18 protein-coding genes are annotated in these 16674 nt (G+C 53.6%); 8 read left to right on the top strand and 10 right to left on the bottom strand.

Features of this window, described 5'->3' with window-relative positions:
• Positions 1–532 precede the first annotated feature (532 nt).
• The 5 genes from G3M78_05675 to G3M78_05655 all read right to left on the bottom strand — a co-directional run bounded on the left by G3M78_05675 (position 533) and on the right by G3M78_05655 (position 2639).
• Positions 533–1300 carry an ABC transporter ATP-binding protein gene (locus tag G3M78_05675; GenBank protein QPJ64899.1) on the bottom strand — a complete coding sequence of 256 codons (768 nt, stop codon included), beginning with the start codon at positions 1298–1300 and terminating at the stop codon, positions 533–535.
• A gap of 19 nt (positions 1301–1319) precedes the next feature.
• On the bottom strand, positions 1320–1586 hold the full coding sequence (locus G3M78_05670) for an acylphosphatase (GenBank protein ID QPJ64898.1): 267 nt from the start codon (positions 1584–1586) through the stop codon (positions 1320–1322).
• A complete protein-coding gene (locus G3M78_05665; protein ID QPJ64897.1) occupies positions 1583–1819 on the bottom strand; it encodes a hypothetical protein in 237 nt (78 codons plus the stop codon). Before G3M78_05665 ends, G3M78_05670 begins: the two co-directional genes overlap by 4 nt.
• Positions 1820–1982: 163 nt before the next feature.
• Positions 1983–2315: a cyclic nucleotide-binding domain-containing protein gene (locus G3M78_05660; GenBank protein ID QPJ64896.1), complete on the bottom strand. Its 333-nt coding sequence runs from the start codon at positions 2313–2315 to the stop codon at positions 1983–1985.
• Positions 2316–2441: 126 nt separating this feature from the next.
• Positions 2442–2639, bottom strand: coding sequence for a hypothetical protein (locus G3M78_05655; GenBank protein QPJ64895.1), 198 nt, complete (start codon positions 2637–2639; stop codon positions 2442–2444).
• A gap of 103 nt (positions 2640–2742) precedes the next feature.
• On the opposite strand from G3M78_05655, the gene G3M78_05650 reads away from it, so the two are divergent.
• Positions 2743–3726 (top strand): aldo/keto reductase, encoded by a 984-nt coding sequence (locus G3M78_05650; protein ID QPJ64894.1) that lies wholly within the window; start codon positions 2743–2745, stop codon positions 3724–3726.
• Positions 3727–3766: 40 nt separating this feature from the next.
• Here the strand turns inward: G3M78_05650 and G3M78_05645 are convergent, their stop codons facing one another.
• Genes G3M78_05645 through G3M78_05635 form a run of 3 tightly spaced genes read right to left on the bottom strand, consistent with a single transcriptional unit; the run spans position 3767 to position 8373 of the window.
• The gene (locus tag G3M78_05645; protein ID QPJ66780.1) at positions 3767–4387 is read right to left on the bottom strand and encodes a fumarylacetoacetate hydrolase family protein; all 621 of its coding nucleotides are present in this window, start codon (positions 4385–4387) and stop codon (positions 3767–3769) included.
• Positions 4388–4432: 45 nt separating this feature from the next.
• On the bottom strand, positions 4433–6340 hold the full coding sequence (locus tag G3M78_05640) for a hypothetical protein (GenBank protein QPJ64893.1): 1908 nt from the start codon (positions 6338–6340) through the stop codon (positions 4433–4435).
• Between the two features lie 47 nt (positions 6341–6387).
• Entirely contained in the window at positions 6388–8373 is a 1986-nt protein-coding gene (locus tag G3M78_05635) for an ATP-dependent DNA helicase (GenBank protein QPJ66779.1), read from the bottom strand.
• A 184-nt stretch (positions 8374–8557) separates the two neighbouring features.
• Here G3M78_05635 and G3M78_05630 point away from each other — a divergent pair, with 184 nt between their 5' ends.
• From G3M78_05630 to G3M78_05605, 6 genes are all read left to right on the top strand, one after another.
• The gene (locus tag G3M78_05630) at positions 8558–9271 is read left to right on the top strand and encodes a lipid-binding SYLF domain-containing protein (protein ID QPJ64892.1); all 714 of its coding nucleotides are present in this window, start codon (positions 8558–8560) and stop codon (positions 9269–9271) included.
• 31 nt (positions 9272–9302) lie between these two features.
• Positions 9303–10025 carry a hypothetical protein gene (locus G3M78_05625; protein ID QPJ64891.1) on the top strand — a complete coding sequence of 241 codons (723 nt, stop codon included), beginning with the start codon at positions 9303–9305 and terminating at the stop codon, positions 10023–10025.
• Between the two features lie 15 nt (positions 10026–10040).
• Complete coding sequence (locus tag G3M78_05620; protein ID QPJ64890.1) at positions 10041–11450, top strand: sigma-54-dependent Fis family transcriptional regulator; 1410 nt, start codon at positions 10041–10043, stop codon at positions 11448–11450.
• A gap of 217 nt (positions 11451–11667) precedes the next feature.
• A complete protein-coding gene (locus tag G3M78_05615) occupies positions 11668–11913 on the top strand; it encodes a hypothetical protein (GenBank protein ID QPJ64889.1) in 246 nt (81 codons plus the stop codon).
• Positions 11914–12194: 281 nt separating this feature from the next.
• The gene (locus G3M78_05610; protein ID QPJ64888.1) at positions 12195–12605 is read left to right on the top strand and encodes a cyclic nucleotide-binding domain-containing protein; all 411 of its coding nucleotides are present in this window, start codon (positions 12195–12197) and stop codon (positions 12603–12605) included.
• A gap of 111 nt (positions 12606–12716) precedes the next feature.
• Positions 12717–14039 carry a U32 family peptidase gene (locus G3M78_05605; GenBank protein ID QPJ64887.1) on the top strand — a complete coding sequence of 441 codons (1323 nt, stop codon included), beginning with the start codon at positions 12717–12719 and terminating at the stop codon, positions 14037–14039.
• Positions 14040–14074: 35 nt separating this feature from the next.
• Here the strand turns inward: G3M78_05605 and G3M78_05600 are convergent, their stop codons facing one another.
• Entirely contained in the window at positions 14075–14278 is a 204-nt protein-coding gene (locus tag G3M78_05600) for a hypothetical protein (protein QPJ64886.1), read from the bottom strand.
• Between the two features lie 164 nt (positions 14279–14442).
• On the opposite strand from G3M78_05600, the gene hpnH reads away from it, so the two are divergent.
• A complete protein-coding gene (gene hpnH / locus G3M78_05595; GenBank protein ID QPJ64885.1) occupies positions 14443–15447 on the top strand; it encodes an adenosyl-hopene transferase HpnH in 1005 nt (334 codons plus the stop codon).
• Positions 15448–15484: 37 nt separating this feature from the next.
• Here hpnH and phnE read toward each other — a convergent pair whose 3' ends face one another.
• Complete coding sequence (gene phnE / locus G3M78_05590) at positions 15485–16660, bottom strand: phosphonate ABC transporter, permease protein PhnE (GenBank protein QPJ64884.1); 1176 nt, start codon at positions 16658–16660, stop codon at positions 15485–15487.
• Positions 16661–16674 lie beyond the last annotated feature (14 nt).

Raw genomic sequence — 16674 nt, 5'->3', positions numbered from 1 at the left:
ATAAGGAATTCGTACTCGAAGAACTCTACCGTTCAATCAATCCCAATCAGCGCTGAATTCCTCTGTGCCCATAAAGCCAATCCCGTTTTACTATCAACCCGCTTAAACGCAATTGATAATTTTCCGGCTCTAATCCAGCAGATGAAATCTGCCCCCTCACCCAGCCCTCTCCCGCGTAGGGGAGAGGGTTTTCTAACGCTCAACTCATACTGCTATCAATATCATCAAGTTCAATTGAAACGTTCCGGCACTAATCCTGCGGACGTAGTCCGTTCCTCTCCCTATGGGAGAGGGTTTTCTAACGCTCCGCTTTCATTGCTACCAATCTCAGTGTGCGCAATCGGAAACTTCCCCACATCTATCCCATGGACGTAGTCCATCCTCTCCCTCAGGGAGAGGACACAGGTGAGGGTGGCTTTCTAACGCCCGGCGACGCGCCGGGGCCTTAACGCTCAACTCGCTCTACTATCCATCCCCTTGAGCGCAATTGGAAGCCCGACAATTTTCACTCAATGCCACGCGCAACGCGCGTTCAGTCATCCAGCAGGTTGAGTTCTTTGAAGAGGTCGTCGAGGCCGTGGTCGCCGGTGAGTTTCAGGAAGATTTCTTCGAGGCCTTCGCCTTCGTGGGTTGCGCGTTCGCGCAGTTCGTCCATGGTGCCGACGGCGATCATCTGGCCTTTCTGGATGATGCCGATACGGTCGCACATGGTCTCGGCGATGGGGAGCGAGTGGGTGGACATGAAGATGGTGGTTCCGGCGTTGCACAGTTCGCGGAACAGGCGTTTGACCTGGCGGGCGCCTTTGGGGTCCAGGCCCACCAGCGGTTCGTCGACGATGACGGCTTTCGGGGTGTGGATCAGGGCGCCGGAGATGATGAGTTTTTGCCGCATGCCGTGCGAGTAGCTTCCCACCAGCTGGCTGGCGGCGTCGGCCAGATCGAAAAATTCCAGAAAGCGTTCGGCCCGGCTCTGCGCGGCTTCGTCTGGCACGCCGTAGAGGTCGGCGATGAATCGCAGATACTCCCGCCCGGTCAGTTTTTCATAGATGAAGGGTCGGTCGGGGATGTAGCCGATCATCGCCTTGGCGGTCTGCGGCGCGCTTTCGACGGCGACTCCGTCGATCTCAACCCGCCCTTCGCTGGGCTTGAGCAGTCCGGTCATGAGCTTGATGGTGGTGGTTTTTCCCGCCCCGTTGGGGCCCAGAAAACCGAACATCTCGCCTTTCGGGATCGTCAGGTTCAGCGAGTCCACGGCGCGATACGTTCCGAATATTTTGACCAGATTGATGAGTTCGATCACGTCGCTGGCGGCAGGGGGATCAACGGATTTTGAAATCGGTCAGGCCTTGCGGCTCGGTCCAGTTGGCGGAAAGGTCGGCGACATTTGCGGCGGGCGGGCCTTGCTGGCACCATCGGATGAGGGCGTCGAGCGCGGAGCGTTCGCCTTCGGCGAACAGTTCCACGGAGCCGTCGCTTTGGTTGCGCACCCAGCCTTTCAGACCCAGTTCGTTCGCCTTGCCTTCGGCGCTGGCGCGATAGCTCACGCCTTGCACTCTGCCGCGTATGACAAGATGAACGGCGGTCATGACTTTCGGAAGGCGGCGTCGAACATATTCTGCACTTCGCGATAGACAGCGAAGGTCGATCCCTCGGAAATCTTGGGACCGAATTTGCCCAGATCGCGCATGATGCGCTGAAACTCGGAAGTCTCTCCCTTGAAATTTTCCACAAGGGGACGGAAGAAGGATTGCTCGTCTTCATCGAGACGGTCGCAAATTTCCAGCAGGCGCGTTTTCAGGGGTTCAAATCGTTCGTCCATGGTTTTATTTTAGAGGGATCCTTCGCCCAATACAAACATTTTAAGGGTGAACACATGCTATTTCATGCAAGCGAATCGATGTCCTTTGGCTCAAAATAGACAAGAAACCGTTGTGGGATCAAGCGTCGGAAGGGTTGACTGGAAAGTGGGGGGAAAGAGGCGGTCAGCCTTTTTTGCCTTTGAGGCGGTCCACCATGATTTTCTTGATGCGCGCAACAGCGGGGTTGGTGTTGGGAAGTTTCATGAAACTTTCCTGGGTGAGAATCGCAACCTGGCAATCTTCCAGCGCCCGCACCGTCGCCATACGCGGCTTGTCCGAGACCATCGCCATTTCTCCGAAAACGTCGTTTTCCTTCAACTCGCAGATTTTTTTGACCTGTCCGTTGTCTTCGCGAGTCACCTCCACACGGCCCTTTTTCAAGATGAAGGCGCTGGTGCCGTGGGTACCCTGACGGATAATGGCTTTGCCCTTTCGATATTCCTTGAGAGTGAACATATGCTATTTCATGCAAGTGAATCGATGTCGTTTGGCTCAAAATATACAATAAACCGTTTTGGGATTAAAGAAATTTTGCATTGCGGTTCCTGATACCGCAAGCCCTGAAAACGACGTTGAAACGCTTTACTCCCGCAAATCGATAAAGGTTGCGCCGCGGTAGATCAACTCTTCCATATCCCGCTCGTTGACCAGTTCGTTGGGCACGCTCTTGGCGTCGAGTTCGGCTTTCAATTCCTCGTAGGCTTCCTGGCTATCCACCTCGGCAATGGTTCGCTTGCCGTTCTCTTCAAACAATAACAGGTATCTAAAAACGCGTTTCACGTCGTCGTCTCCAATCAATCTATTGATAAACACATTCGGGTGTGAATAATGATACGTCTCGAAGTATACGAATTTTTAAGACAACATGTAAAGGCGGTCTCTTATGAAATATAGAAAATTTTCCTCCTGCGGCTGGGAGGTCTCTGAAATTGGACTGGGAACCTGGCAATTGGGAGCGGACTGGGGCAAGGTGGACGACGCGACCGCCGAGCGTATTTTGGAAACGGCAGTGGACTGCGGCATCAACTTTTTCGACACCGCCGACGTTTACGGGCTGGGCTTGAGCGAAACGCGCATCCAAAAATTCCTCGCCAAACGTTCGGAACAGATCATCGTCGCAACCAAACTGGGGCGCCACCCGGAACCGGGCTGGCCCGATAATTTCTCCCTCGCCTCCTTCCGCAAGCACACGGAAGATTCGCTCAGGCGGCTGGGCGTGGAGGCGCTCGACCTGACTCAGGTTCATTGCCTGCCAACGGAGACCCTGCAATCCGGCGAACTGTTCGACTGGCTCCGGCAATTGAAGCAGGAAGGCAAGATCAAACAATTCGGCCTGAGCGTGGAATCGATGGAGGAAGCCCTGCTTTGTCTGAAGCAAACGGGGCTCGCATCCCTGCAAATTATCTTCAACGTTCTGCGACAAAAACCCATCCCGGCGCTGTTCGAGAAGGCAAAGGAAAAAGGCGTGGCGATCATTGTCCGACTGCCGCTGGCCTCGGGACTGCTTTCAGGAAAGATCACCGCGGATTCCAGCTGGCCTCAGGAGGATCACCGCAACTTCAATCAGAACGGGGATCACTTCAACGTCGGCGAAACCTTTTCCGGCCTGCCGCTAGCGCAGGGCATCGCATTGATGAACGAAATTCTGCCCAAGGTTCCCGAAGGCATGACCTGCGCGCAGATGGCCCTGCGCTGGATTCTCGATCACGACGCGGTGACCACGGTGATCCCCGGCGCGACGCGCCCGGAACAGGTGAAGGCCAACGCTTCGGCCTCGAAGCTCCCGCTCCTGTCTGCCGAACTGCATGAAGATCTGAGAAATTTTTATGAGGAAAAGGTCGTCCAGCATATTCGCGGCAAATACTGAGAGGAACAACAAGACGCGCTATTACCGACGCGGCAAGGACTCAGCAAAACTCCCAGACGCTGGAAGCGAGTTCCGGGCCGGACAAGCTCGCCGTATCGCCGACGACCAGCGGCCCCACTCCCGCCGGGGTTCCGGTAAAAATCAGATCGCCCGCCTGCAGTCGCCAGATATGGCTGAGGTAGCGGATCAGATAGGGAATGGAAAACATCATGTCCTGGGTATTGCCCTGTTGACGCAGTTCGCCGTTCACCGAGCAGGAAAACTCCAGTTGCGCCAGATCGCGTATTTTTGAAACGGGAACCAGCGGCCCCAGCGGCGCGCTTTGCTCGAAGGCTTTTGACAACTCCCAGGGATGCCCTTTTTTCTTCAAACTCCCCTGCACATCGCGCAGGGTTAAATCCAGCCCGAGAGCGACATCGGACACGCAATCCAGAGCCGATTCTTCATCAACCCGCGACGCTTCCCGACCGATCAGCAGAACCGCTTCCGCTTCGTGATGCAGGAGCGAACCATGCGTCGGAACCCGCACCGGCGTTCCCGGCAAGACCAGACAGGACGACGGCTTCATGAAAACGATCGGCTCTTCCGGCGCCGTACCCGCCAGCTCGCGCACATGCGCTTCGTAATTCTTGCCGATGCAGAATATCCGCTTCGGCGTCACCGCCCCCGCTTCTGTTTGAAGTTGAATCTCCACGACCCTCAACCTTTATGGAAACATAGAGCGCAATTGATTGATGGAGCTCTCTTGCCCCTCAAAATCCCAGTATATGATGTGATGCTCCAACACGGCCCTTTGAAAACTCACTCCATTTTCTTGAAAAAATAATTCGTAATGCTTCTGTTCCGATTTGCTGTTGATTGGTATCGCAATACAAAAAACTGGAATGTTCATGGCTGTGCGATTTCTCAACTTACCCTTGGGCGAACGTGTGTACTCCGCAACATGGATCGTTTGACGACTGAAAAACGATACGCGCGACGCCAGCACAAAACGACTGTAAACCAGTGGAATGGAATTCGCCTTCGCAAAGTTGATAACCTCACGCGCCGGATCAACCCGTATTACCGGGGTCGCTCCACGAAGAATATCTTTTTGACTGTAAAATTGATGAAGGTTGTCCATCGACAAATACATCCATGCCATCAGCCCGGCCACAAACAACATCATGGACTTTTGACGAATTCGAATCATAAACCAAGCCAACCAGAATACTATCGCGCCATACAAAGGCAACAGGTATCGAATCAAAGGTCCGTTTTGGGTGGCGATATTAGCGCCGCAAACAATGAGAGGGTAAAAAATAAAAAATAAATGCGGAGTGAATACCATCGGTCGCATGCATAGCAATTGTTTCACGTGCGCCCAGCTCTCTTTAAAATATGCCGCTATAGCGAAAACGACCAGAAACATCACAACGCCTGAAACTAACGTCAACGCGGTCACATGTCCGCTCTCAGACGCCGCCCGCAACCCCCGTGCGGCGCCAATCAGTTCGGGAACATGGCGCAACAACAACTCCCAAAGGTGTTGCAAGAGCCGAAGCGGCATGAAATCCATATCAAAACCCTGCCCGCCACGCTTGGTTTCTCCGCTGGCGATGCTGGCGATTCGCGGCGAAATACCTATCAAAAAACCACACACGCCCAATGTCAGAGCCTGTCGCGTTTCGGGAGCCATCGCGTCGACAAAAGAGCGCAAGGCTCGCCACTTATTCGAAATATCCTTACGATAAATCAACACGCGCAACACGATCAAGACCGCCAATTGCCCTACCGGTTTATGCAGGTTATTGATCTGAAACAAGGTCACCCCGCCGATATCAAAACCAAACCCTCCGAACACGTAAGCAAACAATATTGCGCAGAGGAAAAGAATCATCAACACATCGAATCCTCTCGCAATTTTCTCTCTCTTGGAATTCAAACGTAAAAACAACGACCTGAAAAAACTAAATGAAATTTTCTCACGAAGAGTCGGCCAACGTGAATCGGTCAGCAACACAATCCCAATTATAGAAGCAATAAACAGGACTGAATACGTATAGACATAAACCGCCGCTCCTGAAACCGCACACAACAGAAAAACCGTCCACTTCCCGCTGTCCTTATCCCTTATCAATTTTGTAAGAAGCAGAAATGAGATGTTCCCAAGGACTCCGATCAACACATGCGGCATGAACGATACGCTGATTTCCATCACAGCGGGAGAGACCAGAACCGTCAACACAGCCGTAAGACCCACTAGGGACGCATCAATCTGTCGAACCAAAAGACACAGGGTCCACGCGTACAAAGAAAACATAAAAACGATCGCTGTCTTGAAAGCCAAAGCCACTGGCCCCAAAAGCCATATAAAGGGAACCACCAGAAAATCGATCAGAGCGCCCACATAACGATTGTCTTCGTAATAAAACGTGAACGCTTGCCCTTCAAGAGTGAGAATTAATTTATCCGCTACAAACGCCTCGTCGCCGTTCATGAACATCTCGGCATTAATCAAAAGCGGGTATCGCAAGGCCAGGTTGCTCGTGAGCAAGATGAGAAATAATAAGAACCAGACAACGCTGTCACGCAAAGTCCAGGTTTGGTTGTCTTCAGAAACGATTAGATTCATTGGGCGGGTCATAAACAAAAATTTGATAATATGCAATCACTCATATGTTAAATGACAAGTTCCGCTTTTTCATCGGAAGTGAAAAACTGGCGCACCTCGTCCATCGACTCGGTGACGCGGCAAGGCGGCAGGGAGGCGATGAATTTTTTTCCGTAACTGCGATGCACCACGCGCGAATCCAGTATGGCGACCACTCCGGCGTCGGTGCCCTTGCGGATCAGGCGACCGAAGCCCTGACGCAGTTGCAAAATCGCGCGCGGAATCTGGTAACGCGAAAAGGGATCGATGCCGCGCTTCTTCAAATCTTCCATACGCGCTTCGGTCAAGGGCTCGCCCGGCGGATCGAAAGGCAGTTTGGTGATGATGACGCATTGCAGGGCCTCGCCGGGAACGTCCACGCCCTGCCAGAAAGTATTGGTCCCGAAAATGATCGACGGCTTGCGCTTGAACTGCTCGATCATTTGACTGCGCGGCGCATCGCCCTGGCGGAGCAATTGAAATTGCGACACCAGGGTTTCCATTTTCTCGTAAACCCGATTCAACAAAGCGTAGCTGGTGAACAGGATGAAGGCTCGACCGCCCGACGCCTCGACCAGGGCTTTCGATCGCGCGGCGATCGCCGTGGCGTACACATCCGGCTCTTCCGAAGGCTCCGGCAGATCCGCAGGCGCGTAGAGCAAGGCCTGACGCGCGTAATCGAAGGGAGAATCCAGCGTGAGTTCATCGTTCGGTTCAAAACCGATCCGCCCCTTCACAAAATCAAATTTCCCGTTCGCCGTGAGCGTCGCCGAAGTCAGAACGATGCGATCCGTAGTTTCATAAACCTGCCGTTTGAGCTCCTCCGCCACATTCACCGGCGCCGCCTGAAAGGACACGCGCCGGAAACGTTTTTTATCGACGATCTCCAGCGAATAAACATAGCCCGGCAATTGTTGTCCCATCACGACATTGATGGCGTTGTAAAAATCCATGCACCGGTTGGAAGCGTAGGTGAACTCGACGCTCTCCTCCTCTTCGCCGATCATCGCCTCCAGAACCTTCAAGGCATCGCGCAATTCTTCCAGCGGCCCGCACAGGACATTGAGCAGAGGCGGCGGCTGGTACAAGCGAAAATTACGCGGGTCGCGCCCGAAAACCTCCAGCGTCTGCGCAAAAAACGCTTCCGCCGCGCGCCGGGTTTTCATCACCAGATCGATGGCCTCCTGAGAGAAACTGCGCTCGATACGACCCAGCATCCCCTTCTTGCCGCGCGGATTGTAAAGGCGGTCGAGAAAATAATTGAGCGATGAATTTGAAACTTCCAGGCCGAGGAAGGAAGTCGCCGCCTCCTCCACATTCTGCGCCTCGTCGAAAATCACCGCGTCGAAACGTGGCAAGGCGCCGCCGCCCGCCGCTACGTTGGCGAAAAATAAATGATGGTTGACCACCAGCAAATGCGAAGCGAACCAGCGCTTGCGCTCCTTGAAATAAAAACAGTCGCGATAGGTCTCGCAATTTTTGCCAAGACACAAATCCTTTTGCCGACCCACCTCTTCCCAGACCGCCGGCAGGGGAGTGAATTCCAACTCCTCTTTCACGCCGGACGCCGTCATCGACGACCATTCGAAAATCTCCGCCAGTTGTTCTTCCTGCTCAGGATCAACAAACAAACCCGCCTGACCGGCGCGCTTCATGCGGCGCAATGACAGATAATTTTCATGGCCCAGACAGATGGAGTAACGGAACGACAAGCCGAGACGCTGGCGCAGTAGAGGGATATCGTGGTGCAGGATCTGGTGCTGAAGGGTCTTCGTGTAGGTGGAAACCACAACGCGCTTGTCGTTTTGCACCGCCCACAAGACGGCCGGAATCAGATAAGCCAGGCTCTTGCCCGTACCCGTGCCCGCCTCCACCATCAGGTGGCCGCCCGACTCCAGAGTCTTCGCAACCGCGTCGGCCATCGCCGCCTGTTGAGGGCGATATTCAAAACCGGGCATGGCCCGAGCCGCCAATCCCTCCGGCCCTAATAACTCTTCCGCATCAAATGGATTCATCTGCGACATGTTAAGAGCTTGTTTCATCCAGGTAAAGCGATTTATTGATGTCCCCAGTATCGCGTCGCGCGAGGCAGTTGATTTTCACCCGCCCTTTACTATAAACTATTGAAAAAGTTTGGTAATACTTGACGTCAAACAGGCGATAACCACCCACCTTTTGCAACTCAGCGGAGCGCGATTCATGAACCGAATCATTCAAACTGTTTTCATATGCCTTCTCACCCTGCTCCCCTTCTCAACGGCTCACGCGCTGGACGATCAGCAAGAACTGTTACGCAACGCGGTGCAGGCGGTCGAAGACATCATCCATTCTGAAGACGAACATGTTCCAACAGAATTACTCTCCAAAGCGAAAGCGATCATCATTTTTCCGAAGATGCTCAAGGGCGGATTCATCTTCGCCGCGCGATACGGTCAGGGAGTGATTTCCACGCGTTCTAAAACAACCGGACTGTGGGGACCTCCGGCATTCGTCTACACGGCTGGCGCGAGCTACGGTTTTCAGGTCGGAGCCGAAGCCATTGATCTGCTCCTGCTCGTCATGAGCGAATCCGGCGTGCAGGGTCTGCTGAAAAACCAGTTCACCCTCGGCGCCGACGTGGGCGTTTCCGCCGGACCTGTCGGACGCCATGCCGAAGCCTCCACCGACATTCTACTGCAGGGCGAAATCTATTCCTATTCCAGAAGCATGGGCGCCTTCGCCGGGGTTTCGGTCAAAGGCACCGTGATCACCTCCAACGAAGGTTCCAATGAAAAATTTTACGGCGAGCCTCTCAGCGCCAAGGACATTCTCTATCTGGGAAAAGTGGAATCGACGCCTGAGACCGCCAAGCGCTTCATGCAACGGCTGAATAAATTACTGCCCATTAAGAAACGCGAAGCCGATTCCAATTGAGAACGGAAGACCTTCCCATCCGTCCGGCGCCATGAAACCCACTCGCAAACCGATCCTCATCACATCGCATCGATTCAGCCGGTTCGCCGCTTTTTGCGCCCTGATTCTGATAGCCCTGCCTTTTCAGGCCTGGGGAAAGTCCATGACGGGGCGCGTCGTGTCCGTCGATGCGGGCGACAACATCACCATCATGAACGACAAGGACAAGTTGTACAAGATACGCCTTGCCGACATCGACTCGCCCGAACTGAAACAATCCTTCGGTCACGAAGCGCGAAAGTTCACAACGGAACTGACTTTCGACAAACGCGTGCGGGTGAATTACAAGGTCGCCGATTACCACGGTCGCCTGATCGGCGACGTCGTGCTTCCCAACGGCAAATTATTGAACGAAGAAGTCGTGCGCTACGGCTACGCCTGGCACTATCGAGTGAAACGACCGCCCAGCCCGGTGCTTTCCAACCTCGAATACATGGCCTGGAAAAACAAAATGGGCCTGTGGGTGGAAACCAATCCCATTCCACCCTGGGAATTCAGGCGGGGCGGAGAACCGCCCACTCCGCCTGACAAAGACGACTACACGGACTATGACGAAATCTTCAGCTACGGTATTATAGGCAACCCAAAAACGCGGATTTATTATTGGCCCCTGTGTAGCGATTACCCCTCCGATATCCCCGGCGCCCTAATTTTCGGAAGCAAGCTCGAAGCCGAGACGCTGGGTTTTCGCCACTCCAGAGGTTGCCCGGAGTAAACCGGATAATCCAAAATGACGCAACAAACCTTATTCATTGTAGACAACAATCCAGGCCATGGAAGCCAGATCAACTCCTGGCTTTCCGAACAGGGTTACCAGGTCGAAACCTTCTCCGACGGCGAGTTGTGCCTGAACCAGATCGATGAAAACCCCTCCGCCATTTGCATGAACATCGAACCTGCTTCCAAGGGACTCGATCTTTTGAAGCGCTTTCGCCTCGCCAACCGCGATATCCCCGTCGTCGTCCTGACCGATGAAAAAGACCTGAGCGCCGCCGTCGAAGCGATGAAGCTGGGCGCCTTTGATTACATGCTCAAGCCGCTGGATAAAATCCGCCTGCAGACCACCGTCGCCAAGGCCGTCGAAATGAACACCATGGTGCAGAAAATCGCCAGCCTGCAAGGCGAGTTGCAACAGACCTACGGCTACAAAAATATCGTCGGGCAAAGCCTGCCCATGAAGCAAGTCTTCGCCCATATTGAAAAAGTCTCGCAGATCAATATCAATGTTTTGATCCTCGGAGAAAGCGGCACCGGCAAGGAACTGGTGGCTCGCGCCATTCATTACAACAGTTCCTACAAGGCGGGAAATTTTGTGGCGATCAATTGCGGAGCCATTCCCGAAGCGCTCCAGGAAAGCGAATTTTTCGGTCATGAAAAAGGCTCCTTCACCGGCGCCGATCAAGGACGCATCGGCAAACTCGAACTCGCTCACGGCGGCACTCTTTTTCTCGACGAAGTCGGCGAAATGCCCGCCAACATGCAGGTCAAACTGCTACGCTTTCTGCAGGACAAAAGCTATGAACGCGTCGGTAGCAACAAGAAAAACCGCGTGGACCTGCGCGTCATCTCCGCAACCAACAAGGACTTGGAGACGGAAGTCGAGCGGGGCGCGTTTCGAAGCGATTTGTTCTATCGCCTCATGGTGTATCCCATCATCCTGCCTCCCCTGCGCGAACGCCAGGACGACATCCCCCCTCTGGTCAATCATTTCCTGAAAAAATTCCAGCACCAGACGCAGAAGCACATCAACACCGTCACCTCCCACGCCATGGAAGCCCTCATCCGCTACCCCTGGCCGGGAAACGTTCGGGAACTGGAAAACATTCTGTATCGAACCCTCGTCCAAACCCGGACGGATGCGATCCAGATTGAAGACCTGCCCTTCAAAATTCAGGAACAACGACTGGGCTGGAATGAAGATTTCCCGACACTTCCCCAAAAACAGGCAAATGTCTCCAACGCAACACCCGCTAAAGTCAGGAACGAAACGCAGGACACTTCATTTAAAGAAATCGAAAAACAAGCCATCCTGCAAGCCATCGAACAGCATCAGGGCAAGCTCCCCGAAGCGGCCAAGTCGCTGGGCATCAGCCGCGCCACCATCTACAGGAAGATGAAGCGTTACCGGAAAACATCCTGAACCCTCCAGTCTCAATTTGATATATTATCTCATTTTGATATACATTTAGATCATATTGAGACTTCCTGCTCCGCACGCCTTCAGGCTCAGAAAAGCCAGTTGAAGCATAATTCCTTTATTCATATGGAGTTATGAATTTAAAACCAGCCTTGAAAAATTTGGCACAAATACTGCTATATATGTAATAAGTTTAGCAATTTTTTTCAAGGTGAACCCAATGAACAAAACCGCCACAAAGCAAAACTACAATTCAAAGCTATTTCGGGACAAACCCGCCAAACAAGCCCAGAAATCTGCCCCCAGGCCCGCAAAGGTTGCAAGAAAATCGAATGGGCAATGGAAAGCCTTCGTTATTTTTGCCATCGTTATGGGAATGATCGCTTTCCTATACACGCCGAACACAGCCGTCAGCACCAGCAACTCCAATCCCGACAAGGTTCTTGGAGGCGCGTTGAGACGTTGATTCTGCGTAACGTCATAAATGATTGAAATTGACGGGGGAGAGGCGACTTCGAGGCAGGTATTGGCTCTGAAAAAAACTGGTCCGGCAACCTATTTTAACCTTTCAAAGCCATGCGCCTTCCAAGGGACGTTTGCCCCCTGATTTTTCAATCGTTTTTATATTTTAATAGGGTTATGAAAAAAGCTCCCCTTTTGTCTCACCAAAGAATCTTATATAATGGGGGCAGGTCACGAGTTTAACCGTTCGATTGTCCAACATCATTCAGTCTGCGAACACGCGCCATGAAAACCATTTACTTTAAAAAGGGGAAGGAAATCATTCAGGAAGGAACCCTGAGTGATTGCGCCTACATCATCGAAACCGGAAAAGTCGAGGTTTCCAAGCTGGGCACCAAGGGTGAGAAAAAGATCATTGGCATCCTCACCAATGGCGATATTTTTGGCGAAATGGGCCTCATCGACGGCCTGCCCCGCTCCGCCACCGTGCGCGCCCTCGAAGACTGTTCCATCAATGTGCTGACTCAGGACACCTTCAACTCCATGTCCATTCACAACCCCAAAGCGCTCATGCCCATTCTGAAAGTGCTTGCCTCCCGACTGCGAGCGACGCTGAAACTGGTTGAGAATCTGCAAACAAAAAACGCCAAGAGCGTCTCCGAAGCCGCCGCCAAGGAACACGCAAACCAGATTTAATTCCCCTCAAGTCAATTGCCGTTGAACCGCCGCCGAGCTTTGGTGTAAAGTGTATGGTTCGAAACTGACTCACTCAACCATTCAACTGGAGGCGGTTGACCGCCCATTGCCATGAACGATACCTCTGAACTCACGCCCGAACTGCTCGCCCCTGCAGGCAGTCCCGACAAACTCAAATACGCTCTGGCTTATGGCGCAGACGCGGTCTACGCCGGAATCCCAAAATTTTCCCTGCGCGCGCGCGAAAACGGCTTCAACGACGCCTCGCTGAAAGAAGCGATTTCCGAAGTCCACAAAGCCGGGAAGAAAATATTCATCACCGCAAACATATTGGCGCCGAACCGCAAGGTGGAGTCTTTCGAAAAATCGCTGGCCTATTTTGCAGAGGCCAAACCCGACGCCTTCATCATGTCCGATCCCGGCATGATCCAGTACTCCGTGCGCAATTTTCCGGACGTGCCCGTGCATTTGTCGGTGCAGGCCAATGCCATCAACTGGCCGACCGTCGCCTTCTGGCGCGACCAGGGCGTGCGCCGCATCATTCTTTCGCGCGAATTGTCGCTCGAAGAAATTTCCTTAATACACCAGAAGGTTCCAGACATTGAGCTGGAATCTTTCGTTCACGGTTCGATCTGCATCGCCTATTCCGGGCGTTGCCTGCTGTCCAATTACTTCAATCACCGCGACGCCAACCAGGGCACCTGCACCAACAGTTGCCGATGGGAATACAACGTCTATAAAGAAAACGAAATCGACGCCGTCGCGCCGCCGCCGCAGACGCCTATGGAAGGACTGCATTATATTGAAGAGACCGGGCGACCGGGCGAGTTGATGCCGGTGGATGAAGACGAACACGGCACCTACATCATGAACTCGAAGGATTTGCGGGCGGTGGAATTTTTGACCGAACTCCGGGAAGCGGGCATCTGTTCCTTCAAAATTGAAGGCCGCTCGAAATCGATCTACTACCTGGCGATGGTTACCGGAGTGTATCGTCGCGCCATCGAGGATTTGATGCAGGGGCGCAAGTTCGACCCCAGTCTCCTGCAGGAAATTGACAAGACCGCCAATCGCGGATTCACCTCAGCGTTTTTGATTTCCAACTCCAATCATCACACCGAGCGTTTCGACTCCGCCCAGGCCGACGGTCAGCCGCAGGTCTTTGCCGGACGCATTCTCAACTCGCGCGGCGGCGGCTGGATCGAAGCGGAAATCAAAAACCGCATCGAGACCGGAGACACCGTTGAATACATCGCGCCGGATCGTCGCGTTCGTTTTGTTATTGAGGCGATGGAAAACAAAAACGGCGAGTCGATCAACGTGGCCCATGGCGGCGCGGGTTCCGCATGGATCAAAACCAACGGCATCGAAGCCGCACCTTACTCGCTTCTCAGCTTGGTCATGCAACCTGCAGAGTCTGCAACCAGCGTTTGAGCGCGTAAGGTTTTCCTGTCAAAATCGACACACCGTCATTCGCCGTCAGGCGGTTTGATCTTTTTTGTAAATTCGCCGTAGGCGATGAAGGCAATCACAAAGAAGATCGCGACGACAGCAATCCATTCGCGAAAGGTGTCGATGCGGTAATCGAAGATATCGCGCGCCAGATTGCCGTCGATCAGCAAAGCGGCAACAATCAAAAAACAAAGCAAAAGAAATCGCGCAACAATTAGCATAGATAAAAAAATCTCTTTGTGAACGTTCGGGCGCTAATTCCCGTTATTATATTTACCTTACATCGTAACTGAAATATAATGGATCATTATTTTTTTGAGCGCGTCCATCCGACACGCACCGTCGGCCTTCCGGTCGCAAAACCATATTAACAAGAGATAGATTCATGGGTATTCCAATTCAGCAAGCCCTCAAGGTGGGGTTTTACGTGACGCGGCAAAAGATGAAAGGGAAGAAACGTTATCCCCTCGTCCTCATGCTGGAACCGCTCTTCCGATGTAACCTGGAATGTATCGGCTGCGGCAAGATCCAGAAGCCGAACGAAATCCTCAAGCAACATTTGTCGGTTGAGCAATGCCTCAACGCCGCGCGCGAATGCAACGCTCCGGTGGTTTCCATCGCCGGCGGCGAGCCGCTCATGCACCCCAATATCGTGGAGGTTGTTGAAGGCCTGATCGCGCAAGGACGTTACATCTATCTTTGCACCAACGCGCTCTTGCTGGATGATTTCCTTGGCAAATTACCCGTATCGCCCCAACTCGTGCTTTCCATCCATCTGGACGGTCTCGAAGAGGAACACGATCGCATCGCGGCGCAACCGGGAACTTTTAAAATCGCCGTCGAAGCGGTGAAAAAAGCCAAGAGCCTGGGCTATCGCGTGACCAGCAATTCCACTTTCTTTGAAGGCACGACGGTGGATCAGGTCGAAGAATTTCTCGACTATCTGAAACCGCTCGGCATCGACGCCATGACCGTCGCTTCGGCCTTCAGCTATCCCGACGCGCCGGATCAGGATCATTTCTTCGGTCGCGCCAACACTCAGGAATTTTTCCGCGAACTGCTTTCGCGCAACAAAAACGGACGCTGGGATTTCAACCATTCCCCGCTCTACATCGAATTCCTCAAGGGCAACAAAGATTACGACTGCACGCCCTGGGGCAACCCGAATTACTCCGTTCTCGGCTGGCAGAAGCCTTGCTACCTGCTCGACGACGGTTACGCAGAGAGCTTTCAGGAATTGATGGAGACCACGGAATGGGAACGTTACGGACACCGTAATAACGATAAGTGCAGAGACTGCACCGCGCATTGCGGCTACGAAGCCACCGCCGTCGCCGACGCCACCAGCAGTATCGGCAACATGCTGGTCTCCGCCAAAGCGATGATGTAAACCGTTTCAAAATTCCCGCCTCCGGTCTGGAGGCGGGTCAGCTTTTCAACTCCATCCTCTGCCGCACCCAGGCGCTCGCCACATCCAGAAAAATCACCGTCGCAGAAATCGCCAGCAGAGCCGTACCGGCCTGACTGTATTGCAATAAGTTGATCCATTGTTGCAAAAGAAATCCAATCCCGCCGCCGCCGACAAAGCCGATGATCGTGGACATGCGCACGTTGATGTCCCAACGATAAAAGGCCAGCGCCAGAAAAGGCGCGGACACTTGCGGCCAGACCGCATACAGCGCCACCTGCAAGGGGTTCGCCCCGGTCGCAAGCAAAGCCTCCACCGGCCCCGGATCGATGGTCTCGATCTGCTCGGAAAACAGTTTGCCCAGAGTCGCAATCGAATGCAGGCTCAAGGCCAGCACCCCGGCGAAGGGGCCGATGCCCACCCAGACCGCGAATAATATCGCCAGAATCAAAGGCTCGATCGAACGCAGAATATTGAAAGTCGTACGCACAGCAAGATAGACCGCCTTGCCCGGAACGCGATTCCACATGAGATTTTTCGCCGCGAGAAAACTCAAGGGCGCCGCAACCACCGTCGCAAAACCCGTCGCCATCAAGGCCAGAAAAATCGTCTCCAGCATTTTCTCCGCAACCAGCTTCACCGTCGGACTCAGGGACCACTCGCCCGTCTCCCGGGAAATCGAGGCGCGCAGGGTTTGCTCGAGTCCGCGCGCGGTTTCGGGAACGCGGATCGTCGCCTCAAAAGTCCCATCAACAGAAGTCGTGAAGGAGCCCAGCGGGAATTCCTGTTCTATGGAATTGATCCAGAGCAAGGACCCCGTCGTTTCAGACCCCCAGCCTCGACCGCTGACTGTCACCGTATCACCCACGGCTCCGTTCGTCGGCGTCAGGCTCAGGCGCGCGTCCTCCCGCTTCGTATCGGACGGCTTGTGAAACGACGCGCCGGGGCCGTCGAGGAGAAAAACAGATTCGGAAAATTCAGTTTGGGTTTCATGCCGGATCAAGTCCGGGCGAAGCAGTTCATTGACCAGCGGTTTGACCATTGCCGCGCCGCGCACCAGCTCGCCCGGTTTGATTTCGGTGACTTTCCAGCCGTAAGAAAAAACGATCAGGCCGACGAGCGCGAGCAGGAGAAAGCGCGTTTGCGCGTAAAACGGTCGCAATGCGACCCGGCGTTTGTCCTCGGAGACTGTCATCGCCAGTAACCGGG

The organism is Candidatus Nitrohelix vancouverensis (genome assembly GCA_015698305.1).
Lineage (GTDB): Bacteria > Nitrospinota > Nitrospinia > Nitrospinales > VA-1 > Nitrohelix > Nitrohelix vancouverensis.
The sequence above is the reverse complement of the archived record's forward strand: the minus strand, read 5'-3'. Positions and strand labels throughout refer to the sequence as shown.